Here is an 18,462-nt window from a genome sequence, read left to right on the forward strand (position 1 = left end):
GGCGCCCGACAGGTGTCCGGTCAGGTGAGCACCAGCACCCTCGCGTGCAGCACGGGCCGCTGCTGCAGCGCGGCCCGCAGTGCCCGGTGGAGCCCGTCCTCGAGGTAGAGCTCCCCCTCCCACTCGACACAGTGGGGAAAGAGGTCACCGTAGAAGGTCGAGTCGTCGGCGAGCAGCCCGCGGAGGTCGAGCGTGCTCTTCGTCGTGATGAGCTCGCCGAGCTGCACGACGCGCGGTGGCACGTTCGACCAGTCCTTCGTCGTCTCGAGCCCATGATCGGGATACGGACGGGAGTCGCCAACGGCCTTGAAAATCACCGGGTCAGCATAGGCGGCGAAGCCGTGAAGTCGGCGGATAGAGTTCGAAGCGTGACCGACACCGCTGCCGCGACACCCGATCAGACCCCCGATCAGGCACCCGATCAGACCCCGAGCCAGCTCGACGAGATCAGGGCCGGCTACGCGTTCGACGGGCCCACCCTCAAGCTCGGGGCGGTGGTCATCGACGGCGAGGCCCACCCCGACGCACCGGTGCAGATCCCGCTCAGCGTCATGAACCGCCACGGTCTCGTCGCCGGCGCCACCGGCACGGGCAAGACGAAGACGCTCCAGCTCATGGCCGAGCAGCTGTCGGAGCAGGGCGTGCCGGTCTTCCTCGCCGACATGAAGGGCGACCTCTCCGGGCTCGCCACCCCCGGCGAGGGGGGCGCGAAGATCACCGACCGCGCGACGAGCGTCGGCATGGAGTGGACGGCGACGGCATACCCCACCGAGTTCTTCACCCTCGGCGGCAAGGGCAGCGGCATCGCGATCCGCGCGACGATCACGAGCTTCGGCCCGACCCTGCTGAGCAAGGTGCTCGGCCTCAACGACACGCAGGAGAGCAGCCTCGGGCTCATCTTCCACTACGCCGACAAGAACGGCCTCGCGCTGCTCGACCTCAAGGACCTGCGCGCCGTCATCAGCCACCTCACGTCCGACGAGGGCAAGGCCGACCTCAAGGCGCTCGGGGGGCTCTCGAGCGCGACCGCCGGGGTCATCCTGCGCAACCTCATCACCTTCGAGGACCAGGGCGCCGGCGACTTCTTCGGCGAGCCGGAGTTCGACACGCGCGACCTGCTGCGCACGGCTGCCGACGGCAAGGGCATCATCTCGTGCCTCGAGCTCCCCCAGGTGCAGGACCGCCCGCAGCTCTTCTCGACCTTCCTCATGTGGCTGCTCGCCGACCTCTTCCACGAGCTGCCCGAGGAGGGCGACCTCGACCAGCCCAAGCTCGTCTTCTTCTTCGACGAGGCGCACCTGCTCTTCGACGACGCGAGCAAGGCGTTCCTGCAGGCCATCGAGCAGACCGTGCGGCTCATCCGCTCCAAGGGCGTCGGCGTCTTCTTCGTCACCCAGTCGCCGAAGGACGTGCCCGCGGGCGTGCTCGCCCAGCTGGGCAACCGCGTGCAGCACGCCCTGCGCGCGTTCACGCCCGACGACGCGAAGGCCCTCAAGCAGGCCATCGCGACCTACCCCCACACGGCATACGACATGGAGAAGCTGCTGACGAGCCTCGGCATCGGCGAAGCCGTCGTCACCGTGCTCTCTGACAAGGGCGTGCCGACGCCCGTCGCGTGGACCCGCATGAAGGCACCGAACTCCCTCATGGACCCCTCGCCCCAGGCGACGATCGACGGCATCATCGCGTCGTCGACCATCGCGCCGACGTATGCCGCCGTGCTCGATCGCGAGTCCGCCTACGAGCTGCTCACCAAGCGTCTCGAGGCCCAGACCCCGCCCGCTCCCCCCGCGCCGGCGGCTCCGGCTCCTGCTGCTCCCGCGCCGAAGCGGCAGGCGGCCCCCAAGGAGGAGCCGACCATCATCGAGCAGGTCGCGGGCAGCTCGGCGTTCAAGTCGATGCTGCGCTCGGCCGGCACGGTGATCGGGCGCGAGATCACCCGCAGCATCTTCGGCACGCGCAAGCGCTGAGGCCACACCACGCCTGAGGGCGCCTCGACCGTTCGTGGGTCGGGGCGCCCTCGTCGTCGTGCCGAGGGGCGGGCTAGTAGTCGAACTCGACGTCGTCGAGGTCGCCGTCGGCGTCGGCGAAGTAGCTGATGACGCGGATGTCGGGCTCGTCCGCGACTTGGAGAACGAGCTGACGCAGCTGGATGACCTGCCCGGTGTCGAGGCGAATCCGCTTGGTACGGCCGCGAGTCGGGTCGGAGTCGTGCTGCTCCCACCACGTGGCCGTCGCGGGGTTGGCCTTGAACACCTCGTCGAGCACGCGTTTGTAGGCCGGGTCGTCGGGGTGGCGGGCGTAGGCCTCGCGGAAGAGCGCGAGCTGGTCGGCCGCCTCCTGCTCCCAGTCGACGAAGAGGCTGCGGGCGGCCGGGTCGCAGCAGTAGAACCACAGCAGGTTGCGCTCGCGCTTCGTGCGCTTGCTCTCCCAGTCGGTGAAGAGCTGGCAGGCGGTGTGGTTGGCGCCGAGCACGTCCCAACGGGCGCCGACGACGTAGGCGGGGTTGGGGTCGATCGAGTCGAGCAGCTCCTCGAGCTCCTCGCTCAGGATCTCCGGCTCGGCCTTGCGACGCGGCGCCGAGCCGGAGGCGATGGAGTGCAGGTGGGCTCGGCCGTCGGCGTCGAGCTTGAGCGCCCGCGCGAGACCGTCGATGACGGTCTTGCTCGGGCGCAGGTCGCGACCGCGCTCGATGAGGTCGTAGTAGGCGACGGAGATGTGCGCGAGCTCGGCCACCTCGGTGCGGCTGAGGCCCACCCGGCGCCGGCCCTTGGCGCGCCTGATCCCGACCTCCTCCGGGGCGATCTGGTGCCTGCGCGCCCGCAGGAACTCACCGAGGGGTGAGGGGGTGCGCACGCTGAGCGGCACGTCCGTCGTCATGACGCACATCCTGCCAGCGGCAGGCGGCCCACGGTCGCCGGCGACGGACCCGGTGCGGCGGGTAGCGTTGCCGGTGTGACGGAGAAGCAGGCCTACGACGTCGCGGCGACCTACGACGGTTTCGAGCTGCGGCGTTATGCCCCGCACGTCGTCGCCGAGGTCGTCGTGACAGCGCCGTTCGAGGAGGCGGGCAACGCAGCCTTCCGGACGCTGCTCGGCTACATCAGCGGCCAGAACCGCTCGGCCACGAAGGTGGCCATGACGGCGCCCGTCGTCCAGCGCGAGTCCGAGAAGATCGCCATGACCGCGCCCGTCGAGCAGCGCGAGACGAGCGAGGGGGCGTATGCCGTCGCCTTCGTCCTGCCGGCATCGCTCACTCTCGCGACCGCGCCGGTGCCCACGAGTCCCGAGGTGCACCTGCACGAGCGCCCTGAGGTGCTGGCGGCCGCCCGCCAGTACCGCGGGCGGTGGACGCAGGACTCCTTCGAGCACCACCGTGCCGAGCTCGACAGCGCGATCCGGGCCGCGGGGCTGACGCCGGTCGGGTCGCCGCGGTGGGCGCGCTTCGACCCGCCCTTCATGCCCTTCTTCCTGCGCCGCAACGAGGTCGTGCAGGACGTCGCTGCCCCCGAGTGACCACTGGTCGGGCGAGCCGCCGATCGAGAGAGCACTTCGGTTGGGTGATCACGGTGCCGGGTGCGGGAGGCAGCGGCCTCGAGACAGCGGGGTCGACGAGGTGGGCGAGCGACGGGGCGTCGTCGACGCGCGAGACCTTCATGGGCGGCAGGCCGAGCAGGTCGATGATCGTCTTCGGGATGCTGGCGTGGGAGTGCCACTGGGTGTCGATGCGTTGCGGGACCCGGCCCCCGAACATCACGAGCGGGATGCGCGAACCGCCGATCGCGGCATACCCGCTCGGGTGCAGCGCGTCGGGCAGGGTCTCGATCGCCGGGGTGGGGACGGAGTCGGCGTAGCCGCCCCAGTCGTCCCACGTGAGCACGAAGGTCGTGTCGTCCCAGCCGCCCCCGTCGATGACGGCCTGGACACGCTGCCACACGAGGTCGTGGCCCCTGGTGACGTAGCTGGGGTCGCTGACGAAGGGCGGGTGCTCGTCGTAGCCGCCGGGGCTCCACACGTAGCAGACCTGCGGGAGCGTGCCCGCCTTGGCCATCGGCACGAACTGGCTCGGCGGGTGCACGTTGGCGTGGCCGGGCGCCGTACTGAGCGACCTGTAGAGCTTGGCGGGGTAGCCCGAATGGTCGGGGAAGGCTGCCCAGCTGACCCCCGCCGCCTGCGCGACCGTGAAGATCGACGGCAGGTCCCAGACCGGGTGGGCGCCCACGAAGGGCGGGTTCCTCATCGTGGGCATCTGCCCACCCACCGCGAGCGTGTGCCCGGGCGTGGAGTTCGAGCCGGCGCCGAAGTGGTGGTCGCAGAAGACGAACTGCTTGGCGAGCCAAGCGTAGAAGGGGATGACGACGTCGCTGTCCACCTGCGCGGCCACGGCTGCGTAGTCCCCCCATCGAGTGGTGCACCCAGGCGTTGCGGTCGTGGGGCTGGTCGAAGTTCGGAGGGCTGTCGAGCAGCGCCCCGTGGTCGGCGACGGCGGCACCCGAGGCCGCCATCGACGCGAAGTAGAAGTCCGTCGTCTTGTTCTCCTGGAGGAAGACGATGACCCGGTGCCCAGGGATTCCGCTCACGTCCGCTGTCCTTCCGATCCGTCGCACACCCTGTCGTCACACCAGCCAAGCACGGACGGGCCGTGCGATGCCATGGTCCGTGGCTGCCGGTTCGCCGAGAGTCCTGCGGGCTTTGACTTCACGCACTTGAAGTTCCTAGCGTTGAGGAGGTGACCTCCTCCACCACGCAGCGCGAGTACACGATCAGGGAAGCGGCGGCCCTGACCGGACTGCCCGCGAGCACGCTGCGCTACTACGAGTCGATCGGGGTGATCGCCCCGGTCAGCCGAGGCGCGAGCAGCGGACACCGCGTCTACGACGAGGGCGACCTCGACCAGCTCATGTGGGTCGCCTGTCTGGCTGCCACCGGCATGTCCGTGGGCGACATGCGCGCCTACGTCGCCAACGGAGCGCTCGGTCCGGAGGCCGCCCTCGGCCAGATCGAGCTGCTCTCGGCGCAGGCGCAGCGCCTCGCGGCGGAGGCCGAGCAGATCGTGCTGCGCCGTCGGTACGTCCAGATCAAGATCGACTACTGGCGAGCGGTCGAGAGCGGCGACACCGCTCGAGCCGACCTGCTGTCCGCCGAGGCTCGTGCTCTTGCAGACGAGCTGCGCGGGGCGAGAAAGCCGCACGTGCTGTAGGCCCGCCCTTCCACCTCACTCGCCCGGCCCTCACTCGCCCGGCCACACGAATGGCCGGCGCAGCCTGGCGTTGCGGCGCCGCCGTCGAGTCGATTCAACCTGCCCACGAAGTCCACCAGCAAAGGAAGACACCCATGCGCGTCACCGCCTACGCGGCTCCGGCCGCCGGCCAGCCCCTGGCCCCCACTGTCATCGAGCGCCGCGACGTCGGCCCGAACGACGTCCTCATCCAGATCGAGTACGCCGGGATCTGCCACTCCGACATCCACACCGTCAAGGGCGACTGGGGTCCGCAGCCCTTCCCCGTCGTGCCGGGCCACGAGATCGTCGGCACGGTGACCGAGATCGGGGCCGACGTCACCCGCCACGCGGTCGGCGACCGGGTGGGTGTCGGTTGCATGGTCAACTCCTGCGGCGAGTGCACCAACTGCCGCAACGGCGACGAGCAGTACTGCCAGAAGGGCATGGTCGGCACCTACGCCGCCACCGACCGAGACGGCACCACGACGCAGGGCGGCTACTCGACCCACGTCGTCGTCGACGCCGACTACGTGCTCTCCGTCCCGGACGGCATCGACGCGCCCGCGGCCGCACCGCTGCTCTGCGCCGGCATCACGACCTACGCGCCGCTCCGTCGCTGGGGCGCCGGACCGGGCAAGAGAGTCGCGGTCGTCGGGCTCGGCGGACTCGGCCACATGGCCGTCAAGCTCGCCCACGCCATGGGCGCGGACGTCACCGTCCTCTCGCAGTCACTGAAGAAGCAGGAGGACGGCCTGCGTCTCGGGGCGGACGACTACTTCGCCACCTCCGACCCGGCCACCTTCGAGCAGCTCGCCGGGCGGTTCGACCTCATCATCAACACGGTGAGCGCACGCATCGACCTCGATTCCTACCTCGGCCTGCTCGCGGTCGACGGCACCCTCGTCAACGTCGGCGCTCCTCCGGAGCCGCTCAGCGTCAACGTCTTCTCGCTCATCGGCGCGCGCCGCTCGTTCGCCGGCTCCATGATCGGCGGCATCGCCCTGACCCAGGAGATGCTCGACTTCTGCGCCGAGCACCACCTCGGCGCCGAGGTCGAGATCATCGCGGCCGACCAGGTGAACGAGGCGTACGAGCGCGTGCTCGCCTCCGACGTCCGTTACCGCTTCGTCATCGACACGAGCACGCTCGTCTGACCAGGTCACCCACGAGGGGGTATGCCGCCGGGAGCCGCGACTGATCCGCGCCCCGGCCCACGCCCCGACTCGAGTGGCCGCGTCGTCACGTGACGACGTGGCCACTCGAGTTGGTGAGACGAGGTGCGGTGGCGTGAGGTGGGGCGAACCGGGTCAGAGGAGGATGACGGTGCGGCTGCCGTGGAGGATGACGCGGCCCTCGCAGTGCCATTTCACGGCATTGGACAGGGCCCGGCACTCGGTGTCGCGCCCGGCAGCCACGAGGTCCTCGGGGCCGAAAGAGTGGTCCACCTCGCGCACCTGCTGGGAGATGATCGGCCCCTCGTCGGGCTCGCTGCTGACGTAGTGCGCCGTGGCCCCGACCGTCTTGACGCCGCGCCGGCCTGGAGCTGGCGAGGGCATCGACACCGTCCTCGAGCCCGGCATGGTGGTCTCGATGGAGCCGATGATCACCGTCCTCGACGGCCAGCCCGGAGCAGGCGGCTACCGCGAGCACGACATCCTCTTCGTCGGCGAGCACGGCGCCGAGAACATCACGAAGTTCCCCTTCGGCCCGGAGCACAACATCATCCCCTGCTGAGGTCGTGAGACCGTATGCGTTCGAGCCGGTGAGCCGTCCATCCTCACAGCTATGGACGGCTCACCGGCGTCACTTCTGCTTCGGTGGCAGCGAGCCCGCGAAGGCGATGCCACGCGAGACCCACTGCTTGAGCCCCGCCTCGTCGAGTCCGTTGCGCACTCGCAGCCAGCCGCGCATCTCACGCCCCCGCATCACCATCGGCGCCACGCCGCCGTCGGCGTCGATCCACGCCTCGGCCGCCTCAGGGTCGACGCGGACGAGCAGCCCGCCCTCTCCGCTCGCAGCCACCGCCATGTTCCCGTTGACGAGGAACGCGAGCCCGCCGAACATGCGCTGCTCGGCGACATGGTCCTCACCCGCCACGAGCTCGCGGATCCGGTCGGCAAGGTCCTCGTCGTAGGCCATGAAGGCATTGTCTGCCTCTTGTCCGCCCCTCATCAGCCCTTCGCGCGGCGCCGTCCTCGTCGCAGATCACTCGATCGAGTGATGTGTCGGTCTGTCGCACCTCACGACGATGGGGCTGCGAGCGCCGTCTGGCGCCGCAGATGCAGGAGGCACAGGTGAAGTCTTCACGCGCCCTGCTGGCGGCTGGGACAGCCGCACTGCTCGGCATGGTCATCATCGCTCCCTCGACCGCGGCCGTTCGCGCCGACTCGTGGAGCTCGTGGGGGTTCGACACCTCCAACAGCCGTTACAACCCGGGCTCTGGTCTCGGGGTCGGCAACGTCGGCTCTCTCGCCGTCAAGTGGAAGACCCAGACGACGGGCAACGTCTCGGCGACACCCGCCGTCGAGAAGGGCGTCGTCTACGTCCCCGACGACGCCGGGTTCCTCTACGCCATCGATGCCGCCACGGGCGCCGTCACGTGGCAGACGAGCATCTCCGGTCTCACGGGAATCCCGGGCGACTACTCGAGAGCGACGCCCGCCATAGCCGGCGATGTCCTCGTCCTCGGCGACCAGGCCGGCAAGGCGTTCAGTCCGGACGGCTATCTGCTCGGGATCAACAAGGCAACCGGCGCGATGGTCTGGAAGACGAAGATCGAGGGCGGCTTCCCGATCCTGACGCAGTCGGCGACGGTCGTCGGCGGCACGGCATACGTCGGGGTCGCGTCCTATGAGGAGGCCCTCGTCAGGTTCGGCGTGCCGCTGTCGTTCCGGGGCAAGATGATGGCCGTCGATGCCGCAACCGGCGTGATCCAGTGGCTCACCTACACGGTGCCCGTCGGCTACACGGGCGGCTCTGTCTGGGGGTCGGCTCCCGCGGTCGACGTCAAGCGCAACTCGCTCTACATCGCGACCGGGAACAACTACTCGATCCCCGCCTCGGCGACCGCCTGCCTCTCGACCGCCCCCGATGACGCGGCCCGCGCCGCGTGCATCGACCCGGCGGACATGTTCGACGCCATCGTCTCCCTGGACCTGACCACGGGCGCTGTGAAGTGGTCGATGCGCGCGCTGCCCAGCGACGCCTGGAACCTCGCGTGCGGCATACCCTTCCTGCCCGGGTTCACCGAGCCGACCCCCGACTGTCCCGCTGACCCCGGCCCCGACTTCGACTTCGGCCAGGCACCGACCCTCTACAAGGTCAAGGGCACGGAGTACGTCGGCGCGGGTCAGAAGTCCGGGAAGTACTGGGCCGTCAACCCGGACACCGGTGCCGTCCTGTGGTCGACGCAGGCCGGCACGGGCGGCGTCGGTGGCGGACTCCAGTGGGGCTCGGCCGTTGACGGCTCACGGGTCTACACGGCCAACGCGAACAGCGAGGCGAAGCCCTGGACCCTCAAGGACGGCACCGTCACCACCGCCGGGGGCTGGGCCGGTCTCGACGCCGCGACAGGTCGCATCATGTGGACCACGGCAGCACCCACCGGAGCCGGCGCACCCGGGCCGGTCACCGCGGTCGACGGTGTCGTCTTCGGATGCTCCGGCGATGCCGACGGGCACATGTATGCGCTCAAGGCGTCGTCCGGCGCGGTCCTCTGGGACTTCCCTTCCGGTGACACCTGCTACTCCGGGGCGTCCGTCGTCGGCAGCACCGTCTACTGGGGAACCGGCTACGTGACGCTCCCGCCGGATCCACGGCCGGGCGGCGCGCTCTACGCCTTCACCGTGAACGGCACGTAGCAGCGCGAAAGCGCCGCGTGCCCTCCGGCCGGACGTCTGGCCGGAGGGCACGCGGCGCCGCACGGGTCCGTCAGCTCACAGCTCCATTCGGCCGGCATGACGGTGTCCTCGCACTCGGGTGGCGATGACGGCGGATCTCCGGACCGTTTCGGACGGAAACATCACTCGATCGCGGGATGCGTCCCGCCGGGCCCCCGACGGTTTCACCGACCGACGGCTCCGCACCCCGTGCAAAACGCGGACGCCGCCTCGGCACCTCCGGCAGGCTGAGGCCGTGTCCTCGCACGCCGGTTTCGTGGGACGTGCGGTCGAGCTGGCCGCAGCCACTTCCGCCCTCGGTGCGCTCGCCGAGGGACGAGCCTCGGCGCTGGTCATCGAGGGCGAGGCTGGCATCGGAAAGACGCGTCTCGTGCAGGCCATCGAGGAGCAGGCCCACGCCCGTCGCGTGACCGTGTTCCACGGCCAGGCTCATCCCTTCGAGCGCACGAGACCCTTTGCGATGGTGTCCTCTGCACTCGACCTCAAGCGGCGGCCACCTGACGCGCGCCGGGCCGCGATCGCCTCGCTGCTGGCCCGCGACGGATGGGGTGGGGACCACGCCGCCGGCGACCTCCACTTCCGGGTGCTCGAGGAGGTCGTCGACCTCGTCGAGGCCTCGTGCGCCGACCGGCCGGTCCTGCTCGTCGCCGAGGACATCCACTGGGCAGACCCGGCCAGCCTGTCGCTGGTATCCGCCGTCGTCCGCCGTATGCCGTTCTCCCCGGTTCTCGTCGTCGTGACCGTCCGGTCGTCGCCCGCGTCTCCCGATGTGGCGCGGTTGCTCGATGACCTCGAGTCGGCTGGCGCACGCACACTCCGGCTGGCCCCGCTCCCGCGGGTCGACGTCCACACCCTCGCTGCCCACGAGCTCGGCGGGCCGCCGGGCCCCACCCTGTCGACGATGCTCGACCAGGCAGGCGGGAACCCGCTCTGGGCGACGGCGCTGCTGCGAGCCCTGGCCGACGAAGGCACGCTCGTCCGATCCGGCCCCCGGGTCGAGGCGCCGAGCTCAACGCTGCCCACGTCGCTGAGCGACCTCGTCCTTCGTCGCCTGCGGGACCTGTCGCCCGCGACCCTCGAGCTGCTCAAGGTGGCCGCGGTGCTGGGTGATGCCGTGTGGGTCCACGACCTCGCGGCAGTCGCCCGCACGACACCCGATGAGGTCGTCGGGCTACTCGGCGAGGCTTTCGACGCGCGACTGCTCGACGAGGCCGACGACCGACTGGTCTTCCGGCACCAGCTCGTGCAGGCCGCGATCTACCAGCGCATCCCGGCCCCCACCCGACGCGTGCTCCACCGACAGGCGGGGGTGGCCCTCATGAGGGCCGGCGCCGACCGGCTGGATGTGGCCGACCACCTGGCGCTCGGGTCGGAGCGAGGTGACGACGAGGCTGTCGCCTGGTTGCGCGACGCCGCCCGCGAGGCCCTGCCGAGCGCGCCGACCGTGAGCGTCGGTCTGCTGCGCCGGGCCGAGGCGCTGCTGCGCCCCGGCCATCCCGATGTGGACGAGGTCTCGGCAGAGGTCGTCGAGGCGCTGCTGCGTGCGGGTCAGGTCGAAGAGGCATCGAGCCGGGCCGAGGCGGTGCTCGCGCGAAGCCACGCACCCGCGGTGGACGTGAGACTGCGTCTTGCGCTCCTCGGTGCGCTGGCCCTGCAGAACCGCGCCCCCGAGGTGATCACCGTCGCGCAGGCCGTCCTTGCCGGACCGACCCCGCTCCACCCCCTCGAAGAGGTGCCGGTCCTCGCTCAGCAGAGCTGGGCCCTGACCTACTCCGGAGACGCGCCCGCGGGTGAGTCCGTCGCGCGTCGAGCGCTCGAGATCGCCGAGGGCGCGGGGGTCGGCGCCCTGACGGTCTGGGCGCTGACGGCCCTGCTCGTCGCGGTGGGACGCCAGGGCAGGTTCGGCGAGGCGCTGGCTCAGGCGCGGCGTGCCGCTTCCCTGGCCGCGACCGCGTCCGGCACGCCCCCACCGCCCTTGCAGCCGAAGCTCTTCCTCGGCCTCACGCTCTTCGACTGCGACCTCGTGAAGGAGGCGCGGGCGGCATACCGCGATGCCCTCGACGAGGAGTTCGGCTCCGGCTGGTGGCTCGCGGACACGTTGATGGCCGACGCGGCCGCCTGCTTCGAGGTCGGCGATTGGGAGGACGCGGGGCCCCGGCTCGTCGCAGCCGAGGAGGCCGCGCGGCGCAAGCACCACCCGCTCCTGCTGTCCCAGTCCCTCGCCTTCCAGACCATCATCGCGACGGGAGCCGGCGACCTCGCCGCCGCGTCCACGTTGGCGTCCGGCATCGAGGGGTCGCTCACGGGCGAGGAGCTGAGCTACAACGCCGGCATCATCGCGTTCGCGGTGGCCCGGCTCCGCTCCGGCCTCGGCGACGACCGGAGTGCCTTTGACGTGCTGCTGCGGTGCTGGCGCCACGACGCGACGCATGCGAGCGCGTACTACCACCGGAAGCTGGCGCCCGATCTCGTCCGGCTCGCGCTCGCACTGGATCACCGCGCTGTCGCCGTCGAGGTGACCGAGGGTGCGGTGGCAGCGGCCGCCCTCGAGCCGGACATCCCGTCCGTGCGCAGTGTCGCCCTGAGGTGCACGGCGCTCGTCGCGGGGGACGTCGACGCTGCCCTCGAAGCCGTGGGTCTGGCCCGGAAGTCGCCGCTGCTGCTCGAGCACGTCGGGGCGTGTGATGACGCCACCCGCGTGCTCGCCGGGTGCGGCCGCACGGACGAGGCGACGGCGCTGTTGATGGAGGCTCTCGAGCGGCTCGAACGAGCCGGGGCGGAGGCATGGGCGGGACGGGTGCGGGCGCAGCTTCGTGACCTCGGTGCCCACCCCGGGCCGCGCGGGCCCAGACGCCGGCCCGCGACGGGGTGGCAGAGCCTGTCCGCGACGGAGCGGTCGGTCTCGGCGCTCGTCGCGGAGGGCATGACCAACGGCGCGATCGCGAGACGGCTCTACATCTCCCCGCACACCGTCAACACCCACCTGCGGCACGTCTTCGCCAAGCTCGGGGTGTCGAACCGGGTCGAGCTCGCCGTGATGGTTCATCGCTCGATCGAGTGATGTCTCCGGCCGGGCCGTCGGCGGAGGATCGGTCCATCCGGCTCACGACCCAAGGAGGCGCGCATGACGATCAGGGTGGTCATCCAGTTCCAGGCCCAGCCGGGCAGACGCACCGATCTGCGGCAGGTGCTCGAAGGCATCTCGGCGACCCACGGGCCGGAGGCCCCGGGCTTCCTCGGCAGCACGGTCTACGAGACGCTCGACAGCGGCGACGGTCTCGTCGAGATCGCCGAGTGGGAGTCCGCCGACGCGCAGGCCGAGGCTGTGCAGTCAGCGATGGACTCGGGTGTCTACGCCCCGGTGATGGAGCTGGTGGCGAGGCCGTTCACGGCCACCAGGATCGGTTGACGGGAGCGGCAAGGTCACGATTGCCGCACGCTGTCGCGCGGTCCGCAGACCCAGTCGCCCGGCGCTCCTACCCTGACCGTCAGGGACAGGGGGTGCGATGGGCAGGACTCAGACCGTGGCCGGCGAGGTGCTGCGCGTTGCCCTCATCGTGGTCGGTGTGGGCGTCACCGGATACATCGCGCTCATGGTCGTGCTCTTCTACTCGCTCCAGGAGCCGTATCCCTTCCTCGACGTGCGCAACGAGAGCGGCCGTCCGTTGCTCATCGAGCGGGCCGACGTCGTGCGCTCTCCGGGAGTGGAGGGGTCGGCTCTTCTGGCATGGCGCACCAAGGAGGGTTGGTACGGGGGCGGCGATGGGTGCGAGCAGGAGCAGCTGGTGGCGCGCGACCTGCAGGGCGCGGTCGTCGCGCGGCGCACCGGTGCGTGCACGTCGGACACGTGGACGATCACCGGGGAGGGCATGCCCGCAGCGCCCCGCTACCAGCGCGAGCCCGTCGCGCCCGACGACGTGGAGGCCCGGCTCGTCCTGGAGTCCTACGGGACGGAGGACTCGGTGACCGCGTGGTGGCGGGCGCTGCCGACGACCCTCGAACGAGCCGCGACGAAGGGCCGAGAAGCGGAAGTGAGCGTGCACGGCCCCTTCGTCGAGGGCCGGGACCTGACGATGTACGTCCGAGGGGCAGATGCGGCCACGGTCCTCGAGTTCGCCCGCACGCAGGTGCTGCGCCCTTCGCCCGGAAGGGTGTACGCGTACGTCAGTGCCCCCGGCCAGCCTGCCCCGCAGACCGGAACGCCGGTGCAGCTCGACGCCACGACCGCGCCGACCGCCCGCACCCGGTGAAGAGAGCAGGAGGACTCCCGACGCCGCGCTCCTTCCATCTCCCCGTGCTCGATCAACGCTGAAGGACCCGACGAAGACGAGAGCTGGACCTCTCGCCATCGTGCACGCTAACGGTGCAGGAGCTCGCGCCTCATCACGGGTCGGGTCGGGTAGGTCCGTCCGATCTCGGCAAAGCCCGCCCGTCGGAACATGGCGAGGGTTCCCGTGAAAACTGCTGATGGGGAAGGGATTCGAGCGAGCCCGTCGGTGTCGACAGGGTGACCGTCGAGTACCGATGCGCCGTGCTGAGCCGCCCAGTCCGCAGCAGCCTCGAGCAGAGCGACTCCGATGCCGCTGCCCCGGTGCTCGCGGCGAACCACAAAGCAGGAGACCCACCACGCGTCAGGGTCATCATCAAGGATGCGGGCGAGTGCCCGGTGCTCGACTATCCGTGGCAGCGTCGACCGCGGCACCACTCGCGTCCAGCCGACCACGTCGCCGTCCAGGTAGGCCAACAGACCGACGGGAGGATCTGCCTGCTGAATCTCACCTCGCAGCGCGTCTCGGTTCGTGGCTTCGTCGTGCCGACGAAAGCGTTGACACCAGCACGATGCGGGGTTCTTCTCCCGAGGACCGAAGACCCGCCCGAGTTGTGGCCATCTCTCAGCAGTCGCCGGCACCACACGCACACTGGTCATCGTTTTGGATCCCTCCTGCCGCACCCGGACGTCTGTCCGTCGCCGTACAGCGACTAACCAAGACGCTAGACCTCGACGACGACAGGCCCGTCGCAATGGCATCGGGCGGCTCGGCTCGAGTGGGACGGCGCCGCCGGCGCTCGTACATTGGACGTCATGGCTCATCGCCTTGCGCCGCTCTTGCTCACCGGCGGCCCGGCTGTCGGCAAGACGGTCACCGCAACGTCCTTGGCTGCGGCGATCCCCCGTACCGCATACGTGGACGTCGACGACATCCGGCAACTGGTCAAGAACGGCGGTGCTGCGCCATGGGAAGGCGCCGAAGGTCGAGCCCAACAGCTGCTGGGTGTCCGCAACGCCGCAGCCCTCACCGGCAACTTCGCCTCCGCGGGCTTCAACGTGACGCTGACGGACGTCGTCACTGCGGTGACGCTTGCCGAGTACAGACGCCTCGTGCCCGGCGTGTTCGTCGTCCGGCTGTCGGTGTCACTGGAGGAGGCATGGCGGCGCGCTCGAACCCGGAAGGTGTACCTGACGGACGAGGAGTTCGAGTCCCTCCACCACGGCCAGAGCGCGCCTCTGCCGGTCGACCACCAGCTGGACGTCACCGACCTCGACCGCGCGGGACAATCCCAACGCGTACGCCAGCTCTGGTTCGGGCATCGAGGCTAGACGTACGCGGTGCGCTCACCAAGAGGCTCGGGCTCGTTGTCGGGGGCTCCCCGCGGACGTGCCCAACCCTCACACCGGCACCCGCCGGCCCCACACAGACGAAACTCCCCGAACCCTGTGGGTTCGGGGAGTTTCCGATGTCTTGAGACATCACATGGCGGTGGCGGTGGGATTTGAACCCACGGTGGAGTTACCCCCACACACGCTTTCGAGGCGTGCTCCTTAGGCCGCTCGGACACGCCACCGAGAGGAGACCTTACCGGAGCCTGCGGCCCTCGAAGAAATCCACCAGCAGGGCCGCCGACTCCTCGGCCCGCACCCCTCCGATGACCTCGACGTTGTGCGTCGCGAGGGGGTCGCGGGTGAGGTCCCAGACGGATCCGCACGCTCCCGCCTTGGGGTCCCAGGCGCCGAAGACGACGAGCTCGACCCTCGCCGCGATGAGCGCGCCGGCGCACATGATGCACGGCTCGAGGCTGACCGCGAGGGTGCACCCCTCGAGCCGCCACGTGCCCAGGGCGCGCGCCGCCTCCCGGATCGCCACGACCTCCGCATGCGCGGTCGGGTCGCCGTGCGCCTCCCGCTCGTTGCGTCCACGCCCGACGGCGACCCCGTCCGGGTCGACGACGATCGCGCCGACGGGCACGTCCCCCGTGCTCCGCGCCGCGGAGGCGAGCGTCAGCGCCTCGCCGAGCCACGCGGCATACCGCTCCTCGGCGTCGTCGGGCACGGGCTCGTTGCGCGAGGGGGTCTGCGAATGCTTGGCCACACGCTAAGTTTCCACCCATGGACGTCCACGTCGCAGACCACCCGCTCATCGCCCACAAGCTGACCTACCTGCGCGACAAGCGGACCGACAGCCCGACGTTCCGACGCCTCGCCGAGGAGCTCATGACCCTCCTCGCCTACGAGGCGACCCGTGAGGTGCGCGTCGAGCCGTTCGAGATCGAGACCCCCGTGGCGCCGACGACCGGCATCAAGCTCTCCAACCCCAAGCCGCTCATCGTGCCGATCCTGCGTGCGGGGCTCGGCATGCTCGAGGGCATGGTCCGCCTCCTCCCGAGCGCCGAGGTCGGGTTCCTCGGCATGCAGCGCAACGAGGAGACCCTAGAGCCGGTCACCTACGCGAACCGGCTGCCCGACGACCTCACGGGCCGCCAGGTCTTCGTCCTCGACCCGATGCTCGCGACGGGAGGCTCGATGGCCGATGCCATCCGCTACCTCATCGACCGCGGCGCCGACGACATCGCCGCCGTCTGTCTGCTCGCCGCACCCGAAGGTGTCGCACACCTCGAGTCCGCGCTCTCCGACACCGGTGTGCCCGTCAAGCTCGTGACCGGCACGATCGACGAGCGGCTCAACGAGAAGGGCTACATCGTCCCCGGCCTCGGCGACGCCGGCGACCGGCTCTACGGCACTGTCTGACAGCCGATTCCGTATGCCGTCCGCTCACGGCAGCACGTCACCCCACTCCGCGTCGCGAGCGTCGCGATACCGCTGACCCTCCCTCTTCGAGATGACCTCTCGGCCGGCGGTGCCGTCGGGTCGGCAGACCTGGAACTCGACAAAACCCTTGCGCTTCAGCGGGTGCCGCAGGATCCTGCCGGAAATCCCCTGTGCGGCAACGGTTCCGGGCTGAGCTCCTGCGACCCACGAGAACTTCTCGTCCTCATAGGAGAGCGCACCGCCCTTGATGCGGCGGTGCTCGGCAGAGCGGTTGACCCGGGCCGAGAAGTGGCACCAGTCCCCCGGCGCCAGCGGGCAGGCGGCGTCATGCGGGCACGGACCGAGCAGCTGCCACCCGAGGTCGCGGATCGCGTTGCGCGCTCGCAGGATCCGCTCGTAGCCATCGGGCGTTCCCGGCTCGACGACGACCACCACCGTGCCGAGCGACAGGGCGTCGGCGACGAGCCGCTTCAGCTGCGATGCGTCGAGCTCGCTGAGCACATAGGAGACGGTGACGAGGTCGGCAGGCTCCCGCGGCCACGCACCGGCAACGGCCCGGACGAAGCCGGCTCGTCGCAGGACCTCGGCCGGCGCCGACTCGACGAGGCGTTGGCCGAGCCGCAGCGCCTCCGCGGCCTGGTCGAGCACCGTGATCTGCCGCAGCGACGGGAAGACCTCCGCGCTGGCCCAGGCCGCCGCCCCCGTGCCGCCTCCGAGGTCGAGGTGACTCACGGGCTCGACACCGGTCGCAGCCACGGCCTGGAGAGCCCGGGCGAGGGCGGCATGCGTCGCCGGCATCCGGTAGGCGGCGTAGGCAGCGACCCGGTCGGCCGAGTCGAGGATCGGCGGTCCAGCCGGCGCCACCGACCGGTAACGGCCGGTGAGGGCCTCCGTGGCCGATGCCAGCGCCGCAGACCCCACCCCGCGCGTGACGTCGGCGATCGCCTCACGCAACGCGGCGGCATACATCGGGGGTGGCAGCGGCACGTCAGGAGACTAGCGGCCGGTCGGCAACACGCGGGGCCGCGAACCACACCTCACGCGTCACTTGCGGCACACTGGTGCCACCCCTGTGCCGTGGCCCGTTTGGGGTCGGACCGCAGCCACACCCCCGAGAGCCGAGGAGCGACTGATCGTGGGCAGCAAGGCCAAGAAAGTCATCCTGTTCATCGTGCTCGCGTTCTTCGTCTACGCGGTCTTCACGTCACCCACCAAGGCCGCCGACATCGTGGGCAACCTCTGGGGCGTCATCGTCGACGGGTTCAACTCGATCCTGACGTTCTTCAACTCCCTCCTCAACCGATGAGGCCGGCGCACGCGGGCGCCCGACCGGTCTAGCCTGAACGGGGAGGTCATCGGCATGGCACTGCGACACGACGAGGTCCCGGCAGGGCTCGAGCCCATCCTGCTGCCGGGCGAGAAGCTCGTGACCGCGGTGCACGCCCACTGGGTCAGCGTCGCCGAGCCGATCGTCTCGATGTTCCTCGGACTCATCGTCGCGATCTGGGTCGACTCCAACGTCACCCACAGCACGCAGGCAGTCGGCACGATCGTGTGGCTGGGCTTCATCTTCCTCGTCCTGCGGATGCTCTGGCAGCTGGCCGACTGGCACCACAACTGGTTCGTCGCGACGGACAAGCGCCTCCTGCTGCGCTACGGCATCATCACGCACAAGGTCGCCATGATGCCGCTCATCAAGGTGACCGACATGAGCTACGTCCGGTCGATCCCCGGCCAGTTCCTCGGCTACGGCCGCTTCGTCCTCGAGAGTGCCGGTCAGGACCAGGCGCTGCGTGAGATCAAGTGGGTGCCCCACCCCGACGAGACGTACCGCGCCATCTGCGCCGAGATCTTCCACATCGCGCCGCCTCCCGGGCCCGTCGACGGCGACGACGCCGACCCCGACCTCGATGACTTCGGGGACACCGGCGGGCCGGGCGGACCCGGAGCTCCGGGCGCGGGAGGTTCCACGGGTTATGGCGGCTACCCGGGAGCGGTGCCGGGCGGTTACGTACCCCCGGTCAGCCCGATCACGACCACGCGGCAGTCCTCCGACTCGGCCTACCCCGACGTCCACGGCACCCACGACCCGATCCAGGAGCGCCTCGACTCCTACTCCAGGGCCGTGCCGATCCAGAAGCGCAAGGACGGCGAGACCGTCTACGAGAGCGAGGACATCAAGCGTCGCCGGCGCGGGGCCGACACCGGGCCCATCTGGCCCCAGTCCTGACGCGGGTCAACACGCCTGGTCCACGTCGGCGGTCATCCCTCGCCCCGCGCGCCTCCCGGGTCTAGTT

19 protein-coding genes, 1 tRNA gene and 2 pseudogenes are annotated in these 18,462 nt (G+C 70.4%); 13 read left to right on the top strand and 9 right to left on the bottom strand.

Annotated features, from left to right (window positions below; genetic code table 11):
- Window positions 1-20 precede the first annotated feature (20 nt).
- Window positions 21-317 (bottom strand): type II toxin-antitoxin system VapB family antitoxin, encoded by a 297-nt coding sequence (locus FBY41_RS04945; RefSeq protein ID WP_141842238.1) that lies wholly within the window; start codon window positions 315-317, stop codon window positions 21-23.
- On the opposite strand from FBY41_RS04945, the gene FBY41_RS04950 reads away from it, so the two are divergent.
- Entirely contained in the window at window positions 273-1,970 is a 1,698-nt protein-coding gene (locus FBY41_RS04950) for a helicase HerA-like domain-containing protein (RefSeq protein ID WP_141842239.1), read from the top strand. The genes FBY41_RS04945 and FBY41_RS04950 overlap by 45 nt on opposite strands.
- 73 nt (window positions 1,971-2,043) lie before the next feature.
- On the opposite strand, the gene FBY41_RS04955 is transcribed toward FBY41_RS04950, so the two are convergent.
- Window positions 2,044-2,880 carry a helix-turn-helix transcriptional regulator gene (locus FBY41_RS04955; RefSeq protein ID WP_185748891.1) on the bottom strand — a complete coding sequence of 279 codons (837 nt, stop codon included), beginning with the start codon at window positions 2,878-2,880 and terminating at the stop codon, window positions 2,044-2,046.
- A 75-nt stretch (window positions 2,881-2,955) separates the two neighbouring features.
- Between FBY41_RS04955 and FBY41_RS04960 the strand changes: the two genes are divergently transcribed.
- Window positions 2,956-3,516 (top strand): SOUL family heme-binding protein, encoded by a 561-nt coding sequence (locus tag FBY41_RS04960; protein ID WP_141842241.1) that lies wholly within the window; start codon window positions 2,956-2,958, stop codon window positions 3,514-3,516.
- Here FBY41_RS04960 and FBY41_RS04965 read toward each other — a convergent pair.
- Complete coding sequence (locus FBY41_RS04965; RefSeq protein ID WP_185748892.1) at window positions 3,458-4,384, bottom strand: alkaline phosphatase family protein; 927 nt, start codon at window positions 4,382-4,384, stop codon at window positions 3,458-3,460. The genes FBY41_RS04960 and FBY41_RS04965 overlap by 59 nt on opposite strands.
- Window positions 4,385-4,729: 345 nt before the next feature.
- Between FBY41_RS04965 and FBY41_RS04970 the strand changes: the two genes are divergently transcribed.
- Together FBY41_RS04970 and FBY41_RS04975 are read left to right on the top strand one after the other, a co-directional pair.
- On the top strand, window positions 4,730-5,200 hold the full coding sequence (locus FBY41_RS04970; protein ID WP_141842243.1) for a MerR family transcriptional regulator: 471 nt from the start codon (window positions 4,730-4,732) through the stop codon (window positions 5,198-5,200).
- Window positions 5,201-5,334: 134 nt separating this feature from the next.
- Window positions 5,335-6,375, top strand: coding sequence for an NAD(P)-dependent alcohol dehydrogenase (locus FBY41_RS04975; protein ID WP_141842244.1), 1,041 nt, complete (start codon window positions 5,335-5,337; stop codon window positions 6,373-6,375).
- Between the two features lie 153 nt (window positions 6,376-6,528).
- Here the strand turns inward: FBY41_RS04975 and FBY41_RS04980 are convergent.
- Window positions 6,529-6,753: pseudogene (locus tag FBY41_RS04980) on the bottom strand (formyltransferase family protein); the annotation flags it as partial.
- Between FBY41_RS04980 and FBY41_RS04985 the strand changes: the two are divergent.
- Window positions 6,747-6,955: pseudogene (locus tag FBY41_RS04985) on the top strand (creatininase); the annotation flags it as partial. The pseudogenes FBY41_RS04980 and FBY41_RS04985 overlap by 7 nt on opposite strands.
- Window positions 6,956-7,024: 69 nt before the next feature.
- Here the strand turns inward: FBY41_RS04985 and FBY41_RS04990 are convergent.
- On the bottom strand, window positions 7,025-7,360 hold the full coding sequence (locus tag FBY41_RS04990; protein ID WP_141842245.1) for a TfoX/Sxy family protein: 336 nt from the start codon (window positions 7,358-7,360) through the stop codon (window positions 7,025-7,027).
- Window positions 7,361-7,515: 155 nt separating this feature from the next.
- Here FBY41_RS04990 and FBY41_RS04995 point away from each other — a divergent pair, with 155 nt between their 5' ends.
- The 4 genes from FBY41_RS04995 to FBY41_RS05010 all read left to right on the top strand — a co-directional run bounded on the left by FBY41_RS04995 (window position 7,516) and on the right by FBY41_RS05010 (window position 13,370).
- Entirely contained in the window at window positions 7,516-9,081 is a 1,566-nt protein-coding gene (locus FBY41_RS04995) for an outer membrane protein assembly factor BamB family protein (protein WP_260439562.1), read from the top strand.
- A 274-nt stretch (window positions 9,082-9,355) separates the two neighbouring features.
- Window positions 9,356-12,181 (top strand): helix-turn-helix transcriptional regulator, encoded by a 2,826-nt coding sequence (locus tag FBY41_RS05000; protein WP_185748893.1) that lies wholly within the window; start codon window positions 9,356-9,358, stop codon window positions 12,179-12,181.
- Between the two features lie 63 nt (window positions 12,182-12,244).
- On the top strand, window positions 12,245-12,529 hold the full coding sequence (locus tag FBY41_RS05005) for an antibiotic biosynthesis monooxygenase family protein (RefSeq protein WP_141842248.1): 285 nt from the start codon (window positions 12,245-12,247) through the stop codon (window positions 12,527-12,529).
- 97 nt (window positions 12,530-12,626) lie between these two features.
- The gene (locus FBY41_RS05010; protein WP_141842249.1) at window positions 12,627-13,370 is read left to right on the top strand and encodes a hypothetical protein; all 744 of its coding nucleotides are present in this window, start codon (window positions 12,627-12,629) and stop codon (window positions 13,368-13,370) included.
- A 107-nt stretch (window positions 13,371-13,477) separates the two neighbouring features.
- On the opposite strand, the gene FBY41_RS05015 is transcribed toward FBY41_RS05010, so the two are convergent.
- Window positions 13,478-14,212: a GNAT family N-acetyltransferase gene (locus tag FBY41_RS05015; RefSeq protein ID WP_311769355.1), complete on the bottom strand. Its 735-nt coding sequence runs from the start codon at window positions 14,210-14,212 to the stop codon at window positions 13,478-13,480.
- Here FBY41_RS05015 and FBY41_RS05020 point away from each other — a divergent pair.
- On the top strand, window positions 14,204-14,719 hold the full coding sequence (locus FBY41_RS05020) for a hypothetical protein (RefSeq protein ID WP_141842251.1): 516 nt from the start codon (window positions 14,204-14,206) through the stop codon (window positions 14,717-14,719). The two genes, FBY41_RS05015 and FBY41_RS05020, sit on opposite strands and share 9 nt — an antisense overlap.
- A 155-nt stretch (window positions 14,720-14,874) precedes the next feature.
- Here FBY41_RS05020 and FBY41_RS05025 read toward each other — a convergent pair.
- Both FBY41_RS05025 and FBY41_RS05030 read right to left on the bottom strand, forming a co-directional pair.
- A tRNA-Ser gene (locus FBY41_RS05025) sits at window positions 14,875-14,964 on the bottom strand.
- An 11-nt stretch (window positions 14,965-14,975) separates the two neighbouring features.
- Complete coding sequence (locus tag FBY41_RS05030; RefSeq protein ID WP_141842252.1) at window positions 14,976-15,488, bottom strand: nucleoside deaminase; 513 nt, start codon at window positions 15,486-15,488, stop codon at window positions 14,976-14,978.
- 17 nt (window positions 15,489-15,505) lie between these two features.
- Here FBY41_RS05030 and upp point away from each other — a divergent pair, with 17 nt between their 5' ends.
- Window positions 15,506-16,144 carry a uracil phosphoribosyltransferase gene (upp, locus tag FBY41_RS05035; RefSeq protein WP_141842253.1) on the top strand — a complete coding sequence of 213 codons (639 nt, stop codon included), beginning with the start codon at window positions 15,506-15,508 and terminating at the stop codon, window positions 16,142-16,144.
- 24 nt (window positions 16,145-16,168) lie between these two features.
- Here upp and FBY41_RS05040 read toward each other — a convergent pair whose 3' ends face one another.
- Window positions 16,169-17,152, bottom strand: coding sequence for a small ribosomal subunit Rsm22 family protein (locus FBY41_RS05040; protein ID WP_260439564.1), 984 nt, complete (start codon window positions 17,150-17,152; stop codon window positions 16,169-16,171).
- Between the two features lie 148 nt (window positions 17,153-17,300).
- On the opposite strand from FBY41_RS05040, the gene FBY41_RS23295 reads away from it, so the two are divergent.
- Window positions 17,301-17,471: a hypothetical protein gene (locus FBY41_RS23295; RefSeq protein ID WP_185748894.1), complete on the top strand. Its 171-nt coding sequence runs from the start codon at window positions 17,301-17,303 to the stop codon at window positions 17,469-17,471.
- Window positions 17,472-17,525: 54 nt separating this feature from the next.
- Window positions 17,526-18,395, top strand: a complete 870-nt coding sequence (locus FBY41_RS05045) for a PH domain-containing protein (RefSeq protein ID WP_141842254.1) — start codon at window positions 17,526-17,528, stop codon at window positions 18,393-18,395.
- Window positions 18,396-18,462: the final 67 nt, after the last annotated feature.

Origin of the sequence: Humibacillus xanthopallidus (assembly GCF_006716675.1) — a bacterium.
Lineage (GTDB): Bacteria > Actinomycetota > Actinomycetes > Actinomycetales > Dermatophilaceae > Humibacillus > Humibacillus xanthopallidus_B.

Excerpts from the sequence above, each read along its gene's own strand:
- FBY41_RS04955 (WP_185748891.1), bottom strand. The coding sequence starts at position 2,880 with ATGACGACGGACGTGCCGCTCAGCGTGCGCACCCCCTCACCCCTCGGT.
- FBY41_RS05005 (WP_141842248.1), top strand. The coding sequence starts at position 12,245 with ATGACGATCAGGGTGGTCATCCAGTTCCAGGCCCAGCCGGGCAGACGC.
- FBY41_RS05010 (WP_141842249.1), top strand. The coding sequence starts at position 12,627 with ATGGGCAGGACTCAGACCGTGGCCGGCGAGGTGCTGCGCGTTGCCCTC.
- upp (WP_141842253.1), top strand. The coding sequence starts at position 15,506 with ATGGACGTCCACGTCGCAGACCACCCGCTCATCGCCCACAAGCTGACC.
- FBY41_RS04950 (WP_141842239.1), top strand. The coding sequence starts at position 273 with ATGATCGGGATACGGACGGGAGTCGCCAACGGCCTTGAAAATCACCGG.
- FBY41_RS05015 (WP_311769355.1), bottom strand. The coding sequence starts at position 14,212 with ATGAGCCATGACGTCCAATGTACGAGCGCCGGCGGCGCCGTCCCACTC.
- FBY41_RS05045 (WP_141842254.1), top strand. The coding sequence starts at position 17,526 with ATGGCACTGCGACACGACGAGGTCCCGGCAGGGCTCGAGCCCATCCTG.
- FBY41_RS04990 (WP_141842245.1), bottom strand. The coding sequence starts at position 7,360 with ATGGCCTACGACGAGGACCTTGCCGACCGGATCCGCGAGCTCGTGGCG.
- FBY41_RS05020 (WP_141842251.1), top strand. The coding sequence starts at position 14,204 with ATGGCTCATCGCCTTGCGCCGCTCTTGCTCACCGGCGGCCCGGCTGTC.
- FBY41_RS04975 (WP_141842244.1), top strand. The coding sequence starts at position 5,335 with ATGCGCGTCACCGCCTACGCGGCTCCGGCCGCCGGCCAGCCCCTGGCC.